Raw genomic sequence first — 12,699 nt, forward strand, 5'->3', positions numbered from 1 at the left:
CATGTCGATATGTTTCCCATGAACGGGCAGCACAATGATGTGGCCTCACAAGCGGCGGAGATAAGGGGAGTGAACAGCAGATGTTCCTGAAACCTGAACAGCAACTGGAACGGTGCAAGCGCATCGTGCGCCAGCGCGTGGACCCTCATATCCACCCATCGATCGCACAGCTCGCGGTGGAGTCCTTTGACATTCCCGGAGAGCCGATGCCCACTGGCGAGTTCTTCGCGAAGCTCAATGGAGGTGACATCGATTTCAAGCCGTTTACGCTCGGCAGCGAATGGGGCACCACATGGGGCACGGTCTGGTTCCGCCTGACCGGTACTGTGCCGGCCGGCTACCCGAAAGGCAAGCCGCTGGAGCTCATCCTCGACCTTGGCTGGTACCCGCACTCCTGCGGCGGCCATATCGAGGGCCTCGTCTACCGTGCCGACGGCACCGCCATCAAAGCCGTACACCCGCTCAACTATTGGGTGCCGTTCATGGATGCCGAGGGCAACGCGCAAGTGCCGGTCGCCGAAGACGGCAGCTTCACCCTGTACCTCGAAGCCGCCAGCAACCCGCTGCTGCTCGGCGTGCCTCCGTTCATTGAGACCGAACTGGGCGACCATGCCACCGGCAAGCCGGACGAGCCGTACGTATTCAAGTCCGCCGATCTGACCGAATTCGATGCCCGTTTCGAGAACTACTCCGTGGATCTCGACGTGGTGAGCTCCCTGATGGAATTCGCCGACAAGCAGTCGCCGCGCTACTGGCAACTCGCCAAAGCATTGCAGCGTTCGCTGAACGCCTACGACGAGCGTAACTCCGAATCCGTGGAAGCCGCGCGCGCAGCACTCGCCGGCGTGCTGGCCAAGCCGGCCAATGCCTCGGCCATGAACGTCAGCGCCATCGGCCACGCGCATATCGACTCCGCATGGCTGTGGCCGGTGCGCGAGACCCGCCGCAAGGTGGCCCGCACCGTATCCAACGCATTGGTGCTGATGGACGCCGACCCCGACTTCAAATACGCGATGAGCTCCGCCCAGCAGTACGCTTGGCTGGAAGAGGATCATCCGGACATCTTCAAACGCATGAAGCAGCGCATCGAAGAAGGTCGGTTCATCCCGGTCGGTGGCATGTGGGTGGAAGCCGATGGCATGCTGCCCGCCGGCGAATCGCTGATTCGCCAGATTGCATATGGCCGCAAATACTTCAAGGAACATCTCGGTGTGGAGCCCAAGGGCGTATGGCTGCCGGACAGCTTCGGCTACACCGGCGCATGGCCGCAGATCGCCCGCCGTGCCGGGTACGAATGGTTCCTCACGCAGAAGATCTCGTGGAACGATACCACCAAGTTCCCTCACCACTCGTTCATGTGGGAAGGCATCGACGGCTCGCGCATCTTCACCCACTTCCCACCGGCGGATACCTATGCCGCTTGGTGCAAGGTCCAGGAACTCGATTACGCCGAGAAGAACTTCCAGGACAAGGATCTCGCCGACATCTCGCTTCTGCTCTTCGGTTTCGGTGATGGCGGCGGCGGCCCCACGCGCAACATGATGGAGCACCTGCACCGCTACGAGAACCTCGAAGGCGTTTCCAAGGTGAGCGTCGAAGAGCCGAATGACTTCTTCGACAAGGCGCATCAGCAGCTTGCAGAGAACGCCGGCCCAGAAATGCCCGTCTGGAAGGGCGAGCTGTATCTCGAACTGCACCGTGGCGCCTTGACCTCGCAGCAGGACATGAAACGCGGCTGTCGCCAAGAGGAATCGCTGTTGCGCACGGTCGAATACCTGGGCGCAGCCGCCGTGTTGTCCGATCCGGAGTACGTCTACCCGCGCGAGGAGCTGGACCGCATATGGAAGACGCTGCTGCTGAACCAGTTCCACGACATCCTGCCCGGCTCGGCCATCGCATGGGTGCACCGCGAAGCCCGCGAGGACTATCGCCGCGACCTGAAGCGTCTCGCTGAAATCGCCCAAGACATGTGCGCCGTGCTGCGCAAGGCCAACCCGCAGGCCGACTTGCTCGCCGAAGCCCGCATCAGCCAGTTCCGTAATGACGGCGCGTCTTGGCGTGCCAGCCGCATCAACGAACCGACCAACGCGCTTTCCGTACTGACCCAGGCATTGGAGAACGGCCGTGTACTGCTGGCCAACGGCGTACTGTCCGTCACCATCGAGGCCGACGGTACAATCTCGTCACTGCTTGACGAGGAGCATGGCCGTGAACTGGTTCCGGCCGGCACCCGATTGGGCCAATACGAACTGTTGAAGGACGAACCCGCCGTTTGGGATGCGTGGGAGATCGAACGCGAATCCCTGCTCATGGCGAATGCCATGACCGGATCAATCGAATCGGTCGATACCGAAAACGGTGCGGCACGAGTCCGCGTGCGTACCGCCGACGATGACACCGTCATCACCACCACCATCACGTTGCGCCCCGGTTCGCACACGCTCGATTTCCACGCCGACATTGACTGGCATGAACGTGAACGCTTCCTCAAAGTCGATTTGCCGCTGGGTATCGTGGCCGATCAGGCGACATACGACTGCCAGTATGGTCTGGTCCGCCGCCCAATTGTCAAAAACACCGCATCCGACGAAGCCAAGTATGAGAGCAGCACGAACCGCTTCGCCCTTATCGGCGACGCCGGTTACGCGGCGGCCGTCATCAACGGATCGGTGTACGGGTCCGATGCCACGCCGATCTCCGGGAACGCCGCCGAAGGTCGTGACTCGGGCACCATGTTCCGACTGTCGCTGCTCTCCGCGCCGACCTTCCCCGACCCGCGCACCGATATCGGTGCGCATGAGTTCGACTGGTCCGTGGTGGCCAACGCCACGGTGGGCAGTGCGCTTGACGCCGCTTGCGCACTCAACGCACCGACGCTTCATGACATGCCCGACTTGGCGCCGCTCGCCTCGATCGAGTCAGCAAACGGCACCGTGGTGTTGGACTGGATAGAGCTGGCCGACGATGGCTCCGGAGACCTGATTGTGCGCGCCTATGAGGCGGCCGGCGGCAGGGCCGATGCCACGCTGCATGTCTGCCCGGCGCTCGCAGGCGCTTCGGTGCATGAGACCAACGTGTTGGAAGGCGACGATCTGGCCGCCGACCTGCCGGTCGCGCTGCAAGACGGCACACAGAACGCCGAAGGCGCCACACTGCACTTCGGCCCGTTCCAGCTCGCCACCCTGCGCGTCACGCGCTGAATTCTCGCCTGACGCTTCTGCCTCCTTGTACCATGAGGGGACAGAAGTATGTCGTATTACGGTTTCTCCAATTACCATCACTCCCACCCCTACCACCAGACACAGCAAAGGAGTTGAACTCTCCATGTTTCTTCTGCCCAATCAGCAGTTGGAGCGCTGCGACCGCGTCATGCAGCAGCGTGTCAAACCGCATATCCACACCACACTCGCCGCATGCACCTTGCGTTCGTTCCACAATCCCGGCGAACCGGTGCCCTCCAGTGAATTTCTAGCCAAAGTGCGCAACGGCCAAGTGCCCTTCGAACCTTTCCGCGTTCCCGGCGTCTGGGGCACCACATGGGGCACCACATGGGGCACCACATGGTTCGAGGTGAACGGCCACATCGACATGGCGGCGGTCAAAGGACGAAAAGTCGAACTCATGGTAGACCTCGGCTGGCTCGATCACCGCGGCCCCGGATTCCAATCCGAGGGACTTGTCTATCGTGCCGACGGCACCGCCATCAAATCCGCGAACCCACGCAACCACTGGATTCCACTCGTCTACGCGGACGGTAGCAGCACTGTCGAACTCGATGAGCATGGCGACTTCACCGTCTATATCGAAGCCGCCGCCAACCCATTCGTCGAAGGCCCCACCCCGTTCTCACCCACCGAACTCGGCGAAGAGGCCACCGGCACCTGTGACTTCCCATACACACTGAGTCGTATGGACGTCACCATCTTCAACGAAGACGTGTTCGCCTACTACATGGATCTGGAAACCGTCTCCTCGCTGATTCGTGAGCTCAAAGACGACGACCCACGCTACTGGCAGCTCGCCAAAGCACTGCAACGCTCCCTGAACATCTACGATGAACGCGACTTGGAAACCGTGTCGGCAGCCCGTGCGGCGCTCGCCGGCGTGCTTGCTGAACCGGCCGCCTCCAGCGCAATCAACCACATCGCCATCGGCCACGCGCATATCGACTCCGCATGGCTGTGGCCGGTGCGCGAAACCCGGCGCAAGGTGGCCCGTACCGTATCCAACGTGCTGGCTTTGATGGACGAAGACCCGGACTTCACGTATGCGATGAGTTCCGCCCAACAGTACGCATGGCTGGAAGAGGAGCATCCCGACCTGTTCGCACGAATGAAGCGGCGCATCGCCGAGGGCCGCTTCATCCCGGTCGGCGGCATGTGGGTCGAATCCGACAACATGATTCCCGCGGGCGAATCATTGGTGCGGCAGATCACGTTCGGCCGCCGATATTTCAAGGAGCATCTCGGCGTCACGCCGCGTGGCATCTGGCTACCGGACAGTTTCGGCTACACCGGCTCCTGGCCGCAGATCGCCCGCCGTGCAGGATTCGACTGGTTCCTCACGCAGAAGATCTCGTGGAATGACACCACCAAGTTCCCTCACCACTCGTTCATGTGGGAAGGCATAGATGGCTCGCGTATTCTCACGCACTTCCCGCCTTCGGATACCTACTGCTCGTGGATGAGCATGCATGAGCTGATGTATTCGCAGAGCAACTTCCTGGACAAGGACCTCTCCCGTAACGCGATTCTGCTGTACGGCTTCGGCGATGGCGGTGGCGGCCCCACTCGTGAGATGACCGCGCGCATCCGCCGCGACCATGATCTCGCCGGCGCGCCGAAGATCGAATTCGGTACTCCCGACCAACTGTTCGACCGCGTGCGTAAGGATATCGTCGACGATGCGCAAGGAGAGACCCCGGTGTTCAAGGGCGAACTGTACCTTGAACTGCACCGTGCCACCCTCACCACCCAGCAGGACATGAAGCGCGGCTGCCGCCAGGAGGAGTCAATGCTGCGTGTCGCCGAATACCTGTGCGCCGTGGCCCGCATCAAGAACCCGGACTATGTCTATCCGCGCGAAGAGCTGGACCGCATATGGAAAACGCTGCTCCTGAACCAGTTCCACGACATCCTGCCCGGCTCGGCCATCGCGTGGGTGCATCGTCAGGCGCGGGCGGAATACGAGCGGGACATCGCCCGACTGGACGGGATCATCCTTGACGCGGGGCGCGCCATCGCGGCCGTGAACCACGATGCCGCGATCATCGCCGATGCCATGATCGTCCCGTATTCCCGGCGTGCCGAGGATGCGTGGGTGGTGCGTCCGGCGTCGGCGCTGGCCGAAGACGGTGCCACGACCGGGGCCCGGGTCGCCGTCGGTCATGACGGCGATGCGCTCGTGCTCGACAACGGCCGCCTGCACGTGCGCATCGAGGCCGACGGCACCGTTTCGTCGCTCGTCGATCAACGCAACGGCCGCGAACTGGTGCCGGCCGGCACCCGATTGGGCCGTTACGAGATGCTCAAGGACGAACCGTCCCACTGGGATGCCTGGGATGTCCAACGCGATGCGTTCCGCACCGCTTCCCCGCTCGCCGAAGCTTCGATCGAAAGTCTCGACGAGACCGGCTGCGGCGGGGTCGTCGTGCATGCCGTCGCACGCTCGGAGGGCGTCGATATTCGCACGTCCATCACCCTGAACCCGGGTTCGGCCACGATGGACTTCGCCGCCGACGTGGACTGGCACGCCGTCGAGAAGTTCCTCAAGGTGGATATGCCGATCAGCGTGCAGGCGATGAACGCGCAATACGAATGCCAGTACGGGCTGGTCGAACGTCCGATCGCCAAGAACACGCGCGGCGACGAGGCCAAATTCGAAAGCTGCACGCATCGTTTCGTGCGCATCGCCGACGCCGGCTATGCCGCGGCCGTGGTCAACGCCTCCACGTACGGATCCGATGTCAGTCCGATCCACGCCGCCGCGGCGCACGGCGCCGGCCGCGGCACCATGGTGCGGCTGTCGCTCCTGTCCGCGCCGCTGTACCCCGACCCACACACCGACCAAGGCGCACACTCCTTCGCATGGTCTCTGGTCGCTGACGCCGATATGAATGCGGTGCTGGACGAAGCGGCGCGACTCAACAGCCCCGTAATAGGGGAGTTGCCTGATATGGCGCCGCTGGTCTCGCTCGCCGACGCCACCGGCGTCATCGTATTGGACTGGATCAAGCTCGCCGATGACGGTTCCAGCGATCTGATCGTGCGCCTGTACGAGGCCGCCGGCGGCAATGCCACGGCCACACTGCGCCTTGACTCCGCCCTCATGGGCTCCGACGCTTCCGTGCGGGAGGTGAACATCATGGAGTCGGCGGAATTGGACGCCGAACTGCCGCGCGCGCTTGCCGGCGATGAGCCGGTGCCCGCGGACGGCGCGGTCATCGCACTGGCGCCGTTCCAGCTCGCCACGCTGCGCATTCGCCGGTGACGGCATGTCGGGACCGTGGGGCCGATGGCGAGACGCGACGGTTTGTCTCACCATGCGGCCCCACGGGGCCAGATGTCACAGGAATCCGATAAACCGCTCAATACCGCCGAAAATCAGCCGCCATGCGTCACGAGTGGAATGAAAGAAGTCCGATTCGGAAACGCACGGTTAACAAACCGGGGCGATAGTCGGCGGAAAGGCCGTGTCCACAGCACAGGCGCGGCGATGCCATTACAGAGAGAGGACTCCCGTGCATTCCAAGAAGATTCTGGCCGCCATCGCTTCCGTGGCCGCCATCGCGTCCCTCGCCGCATGCGGCGGCGTGAAGGATGATGCCGCCACGGCCGGCGGCAGCTCCGCCGTCACCATCGGCACCACCGACAAGATCACCAGCCTCGATCCGGCCGGATCCTACGACAACGGCTCCTACGCCGTGCAGATTCAGGTGTTCCCGTTCCTGTACGCCCAGAACTACAACACCTCCGAACTGTCTGCCGACATCGCCGCCGACAACGGCACCTGGAACGCGGACGGCACCCAGTTCACCGTCAAACTCAAGAAGGGTCTGAAATTCGCCAACGGCAATGACCTGACCGCCTCCGACGTGAAGTTCTCCTACGATCGCGTCAAGAAGATCAACGACGAGAACGGGCCGAGTTCGCTGCTGGCCAACATCACCGACGTCAAGGCCGTGGACGACACCACCGTGGTGTTCACCGACGCCGTGCCTTTCGACGTGACCCTGAAGCAGGTCATGAGCTCCCCGGCCGGTCCGATCGTCGACGAGGACTCCTTCGCCGCCGACAAGCTGACCGACGCCGACACCATCGTGTCCAAGAAGGCCTTCGCCGGCCCCTACTCGTTGACCTCCTTCAAACTCAACGAGACGGCCGCCTACGAGAAGAACGCCGACTATCAAGGCCTGACCCCCGCCAAGAACGCCGCGGTGCAGGTCAAGTACTTCGCCGACGCCTCCAACCTGAAGATGGCCGTGCAGCAGGGGCAGGTCGATGTCGCCTACCGCTCCCTGACCCCGACCGACATCGAGGACCTGTCCAAGGACTCCAAGCTGCAGGTCATCAAGGGACCGGGCGGCGAGGAGCGTCTGCTCGTCTTCAACATGAAGATCCAGCCCTTCGGCGAATCCCAGCCCAACGCCGACGCCAACAAGGCCAAGGCGGTGCGCCAGGCCGTCGCCAACCTGATCGACCGTGACGAACTGGCCACCAAGGTCTACAAGAAGACCTACACCCCGATGTACTCCTACATCCCCGATGGCCTTGCCGGCCACGAGGACACGTTGAAGGCCGCCTACGGCGAGAACGGCAAGCCCTCCGTCGACAAGGCCAGGAAGGCGCTCAAGGACGCCGGCGTGACCACTCCGGTCGACCTGAAACTGCAGTACAACGGCGACCATTACGGTTCCTCCTCCGCTGACGAGTACGCCGCGATCAAGTCCCAGCTCGAGGAGGGCGGCCTATTCTCCGTCGACTTGCAGCAGACCGAATGGACTCAGTACAACAAGGACCGTGTGGTCACCAAGGATTCCGACGGCGCATACCCGGTCTACCAGCTCGGCTGGTTCCCGGACTACTCCGATCCGGACAACTACCTTTCCCCGTTCTTCCGCGACGGCAACTTCGTGAACAACGGATACTCCAACAAGGAGATCAACGACCTCATCGTCAAGCAGGCCGTCCAAACCGACGAGAACGCCCGAGCCGAGACCCTGAAGCAGATTCAGCGGCTCGAAACCGACGATCTGTCCACCATCCCGCTGCTGCAGGGTGCTCAGACCGCCGTCGCCGGCTCGAACGTGAAGGGCGTCGTGCTTGACGCATCCTTCCGCTTCCGCTACTCCTCCGTCACCAAGTGACCTGCATGCTCCCCGACGGGAGCCATCCGCCGCAAGGCGGGAGAAGGGAGAGCGCGCGTAACGGGCATTCGCCCGGCGCGTCTCTCCCTTCCGGCGTTGCGTCCCACCTCCCCGCATAGGGAAGGTGCGTGTCGTGACGCGACTTTGTCATCGCCTCCCGTGCCGGGAGGAACAATCGTTTCCATTGGCCTTTACCGTAAGGAGCGCCGCGTGTCCAACACAGCAGCTCCGGCCGCCGCACCTGATGCGGCGAAGCCGAAACAAGCCAAAAAGAACCGACTGTCGGGTGGATTCTTCCGTTTCGTCCTCACTCGGTTCCTTTTGATCATTCCCACCGTCTTCATTCTCGTCACCATCGTTTTCTTCGTGATGCGCGCCACCGGTGACCCGATCTCCGCCGCGATGGGCGGACGGCTGACCCCCGAGGAGCTGCAGCGACGCATCCACGCCGCCGGTTACGACCGGCCTCTGATCGTGCAATACGCCGATTATCTGGGTGACCTGCTGCATGGCGACCTCGGCACCACGCTGACCGACAACCAGCCGGTGAGCGCCATCCTCGCCCACTATGGCGCCGCGACCTTTGAACTGGCCTTCCTCGCGCTGATCGTCGCGCTGATCGTCGGCATCGGTCTGGGGCGTCTTGCCGCACGCCGGCGCGACCGCGCGGCTGATGCCGGCATCCGCACCTTCGCAATCCTGTGCTACGCCACGCCGGTCTTCTTCCTTGGCCTGGTCCTGAAACTGATCTTCGCCATCTGGCTGAACGTGCTTCCCGCTTCCGGCCGATCGTCATTGGCGTCCGAGATGCAGTTCTCGAGACTGATCTCGCCCACCGGCTTCTACATCATCGACGCCCTGCAGCTGGGCAACATGACCGTGCTCGCCGACGTGCTGCGCCACGCCGTGCTTCCCGCGTTGGCGTTGGGCCTGCTGACCGCAGGCGTGTTCATCCGTCTGGTGCGCACCAACGTGATCTCCACGTTCAACGCAGGCTATGTCGAGGCCGCCCGTTCTCGTGGCGTGAGCGAGAAGCGCCTGTTGAACACGCATGCCTGGAAGCCGGCGCTGATTCCGATCATCACCGTCATGGGCATGCAGATCGCCCTGATGCTCGCCGGCGCGGTGCTTACCGAAACGACCTTCGAGTGGAAAGGGCTGGGCTTCATGCTGTCCCAATATCTGAAAGCCCGTGACTTCGTGGCCGTGCAGGGCATCGTGATCCTGATCGCCGTCATCGTGGCCGTCGTCAACTTCGTCGTCGACGTGATCGCCGCGCTCATCGACCCGAGAGTGAGGTACTGACGTGTCCAACGCATCCGCAAACAAAGTCACCGTGCCGGGCGACGAACGCCTGAACAAGCTCAACGTCAACGCCGGCGCGCCGTTATGGTCCAAGATCCCGATCATCAAGGAGCTGCGCGTCGCGGTCGGATGGCAGAAAGCCATGCTGGTCACCGGCCTGTCGCTGACCGCCTTCTTCCTGCTGGTGGCCGTCTTCGCGCCGCTGATCGCCCCCTACGGCCATGCGCAGATCAAGGACGCCAACGGCGTCTCCTTCCCGGCGCAGGCCGCCCCCAGCGCCGAACACATCTGGGGCACCACCGCCGGTGGCTTCGACGTGTTCTCCCGTGTGGTGTGGGGCGCGCGCACCGCCGTGATCGCCATCGTCGTGGCCGTGCTGCTTTCCATCTTCGCCGGCGTGATGCTGGGCCTGGTCTCGGGCTATTTCGGTGGCTGGGTGGACCGTGTGTTGGTGATGATCGCCGACGCCGTCTACTCCTTCCCCTCGCTGTTGCTCGCCATTTTGATGGCCATCATGATCTCCCACGGGCAGTCCGGCCTGTGGAGCGGCATCCTGGCTTCGGGCATTTCGATCACCGTGGTCTACGTTCCGCAGTACTTCCGTACGATTCGCGCCGAGGTGATCCGCATCAAGGAATCCGCCTATGTGGAATCGGCCCGTGTGGTCGGCGCCTCCACCTGGCGGATCATGACCAAGCACCTGCTCAAGAACTCCACCCGCACGTTGCCGGTGATTCTGACGCTGAACTCGTCCGAAGCCATCCTGACCCTCGCCGGTCTGGGCTTCCTGGGCTTCGGCATCGAGCCGACGGCCGCGGCCGAATGGGGGTATGACCTGAACCGCTCCGTCTCCGACGTGACCGCCGGCATCTGGTGGACCGCGGTGTTCCCGGGCATGGCCATCGTGCTGATCGTGCTTGGCATCACGCTGGTGGGCGAATCCCTCAACGACCTTGCCGACCCGCGCCTGCGCGCGCGCAAGTCCGCCGGCGAAGTGGTGGGATCCATCGAAGACACCTCCGTGGATCCCACCGAGAAACCCTCCGTGCGCAATGAAGTGATCGCCGAATTGGATTCCAACGTCAATCCGCCGTCCACCGTCATCGATCACGACCCGGACTTCACCGCATCCGAGTGGACCGGCGAAGGCACCGTCGCGCCGGCGACCAAGGGCAAGGAATGAGCATTATGAGTGAACAGCGTCAACATAATCTGGCCGACATCAAGGATCTGTCCGTCTCCTTCATGACCGATGCGGGCTCCATCAAAGCCGTAGAGAACGTGAATTTCACGATCCCACGTAAAACCGTGGTCGGCGTGGTCGGCGAATCCGGCTCCGGCAAATCCGTGACCGCCCGCTCCATCATCAAACTGTTGCCGGAAACCGCCACCACGTCGGGAGCGGTGTACCTTTCCCGGCGTGACGGCTCCGATGGCCTGGACGTGCTCTCGCTTTCCGGCGAACAGCTGCGCGACATGCGTGGATCCGAAGCCGCGATGGTCTTTCAGGAGCCGAACTCGGTGCTCAACCCGGTGTACACGATCGGATGGCAGATCGAGGAGGGCCTGCGCGCCCACGGGCTGAAGGACAGGAAGAAGCTGCGCGCCAAAGCCGTCGACATCCTGAACAAGGTCGGCATCCCCGACGCCGAGACCCGCGTGGATTATTACCCCCATCAGTTCTCCGGCGGTCAGAAGCAGCGCATCGTCATCGCCATGGCGTTGGTGCTCAACCCCGGCCTCATCCTGGCCGACGAGCCCACCACCGCTCTGGACGTGACGGTCCAGGCCGAGATTCTCGACCTACTTCGTCTGGCGCGAGACGAATTCGATGCGTCCGTGCTCATCATCACCCACAACATGGGCGTGATCGCCGACATCGCCGACCAGGTGGTGGTGATGTACCGTGGACACGTGGTCGAACAAGGCACCGTGGAGCAGGTGTTCTACGACCCGAAGAACGACTACACCAAGCGCCTCCTGGGCGCGGTGCCGCGTGTCGGCCAGAAGCTGGTCGTGCGCGATCCGGACGGTCGCGTGATCGAACGCAAATCCGATTGGCGCGAGCAGCCGGTGGCCGTCGAGGCCAAGGGATTGACGATCACGTATCCCGGGCATCTGATGCAACCCGATTTCAAGGCCGTGGACGGCGTGGACTTCACGATTCACCGTTCCGAAGTGCTCGGCCTGGTGGGTGAATCCGGTTCCGGCAAATCCACCACCGGTCGTGCCATCGCCGGCCTGCAGAAAGTGTCCGGCGGGTCATTGAACGTGCTTGGCGTGGAGATGAACGGTGTCAGGGAGCGGGACTTCAAACCCAAGCGCGCCGACATCGGCTTCGTGTTCCAGGATCCCGGCTCCTCGTTCAACCCGTTGATGACCATTGCGGAAAACGTGGCCGAACCGCTGATCGTGCACAGGAAGTATGGTTCGGTGGCCGAGGCTAGGGACTATGTGGGAGATCTGTTGGAGATGGTGCAGTTGCCGCGCGCCTACATGAACCGTTTCCCCCACGAGCTTTCCGGCGGGCAGCGTCAGCGCGCCTCGCTGGCACGGGGCCTGGCCCTGAAGCCCTCCCTGCTGATCGCGGACGAGCCGACATCGGCTTTGGACGTGTCGGTTCAGGCCAAGGTGCTGGAGCTGTTCAAGCGGCTGCAGGCGGAGATCGGCTTCGCCTGCCTGTTCATCACCCACGATCTGGCGGTGGTGGATATGCTCGCCGACCGCGTCATGGTGATGCATAAGGGGCGGATCGTGGAGCATGGCGACGCCGATCAGATCATGCGGCATCCGCGCAACGCCTACACGCAGAAGCTGTTGGCCTCCCTGCCGGTGCCCGATCCGCGCGAGCAGAGGCTGCACCGCGCGCATCTTCACGAACTGCTCGCCAGCGGGAAGTAACGAGTCACCCCGCACGGCGGCATGGTGTGCTTCGTCCATACGGCGAGGACGTCGAGGCTTGCTTCGCCCGCGAACCCACACTCATGGTTGTCCGCTTCGGACATCCGGCGCGACAATCGGGGTGTGGT

Annotated in this window: 6 protein-coding genes; all 6 read left to right on the top strand. The window is 63.0% G+C overall.

Annotated elements, in window-relative coordinates; all coding sequences use genetic code 11:
- The first annotated feature begins 80 nt into the window (after positions 1-80).
- The 6 genes from BLIJ_RS04410 to BLIJ_RS04435 all read left to right on the top strand — a co-directional run bounded on the left by BLIJ_RS04410 (position 81) and on the right by BLIJ_RS04435 (position 12,571).
- Entirely contained in the window at positions 81-3,200 is a 3,120-nt protein-coding gene (locus BLIJ_RS04410) for an alpha-mannosidase (RefSeq protein WP_012577239.1), read from the top strand.
- 124 nt (positions 3,201-3,324) lie between these two features.
- The gene (locus BLIJ_RS04415) at positions 3,325-6,489 is read left to right on the top strand and encodes an alpha-mannosidase (protein WP_012577240.1); all 3,165 of its coding nucleotides are present in this window, start codon (positions 3,325-3,327) and stop codon (positions 6,487-6,489) included.
- 250 nt (positions 6,490-6,739) lie between these two features.
- The gene (locus BLIJ_RS04420; RefSeq protein ID WP_012577241.1) at positions 6,740-8,365 is read left to right on the top strand and encodes an ABC transporter substrate-binding protein; all 1,626 of its coding nucleotides are present in this window, start codon (positions 6,740-6,742) and stop codon (positions 8,363-8,365) included.
- 210 nt (positions 8,366-8,575) lie between these two features.
- Positions 8,576-9,670 (top strand): ABC transporter permease, encoded by a 1,095-nt coding sequence (locus BLIJ_RS04425; protein ID WP_014484723.1) that lies wholly within the window; start codon positions 8,576-8,578, stop codon positions 9,668-9,670.
- A gap of 1 nt (position 9,671) precedes the next feature.
- Entirely contained in the window at positions 9,672-10,853 is a 1,182-nt protein-coding gene (locus tag BLIJ_RS04430) for an ABC transporter permease (RefSeq protein WP_012577243.1), read from the top strand.
- 5 nt (positions 10,854-10,858) lie between these two features.
- Complete coding sequence (locus BLIJ_RS04435) at positions 10,859-12,571, top strand: dipeptide ABC transporter ATP-binding protein (protein ID WP_014484724.1); 1,713 nt, start codon at positions 10,859-10,861, stop codon at positions 12,569-12,571.
- Positions 12,572-12,699: the final 128 nt, after the last annotated feature.

Origin of the sequence: Bifidobacterium longum subsp. infantis ATCC 15697 = JCM 1222 = DSM 20088 (assembly GCF_000269965.1) — a bacterium.
In the GTDB taxonomy this organism is placed as follows: domain Bacteria; phylum Actinomycetota; class Actinomycetes; order Actinomycetales; family Bifidobacteriaceae; genus Bifidobacterium; species Bifidobacterium infantis.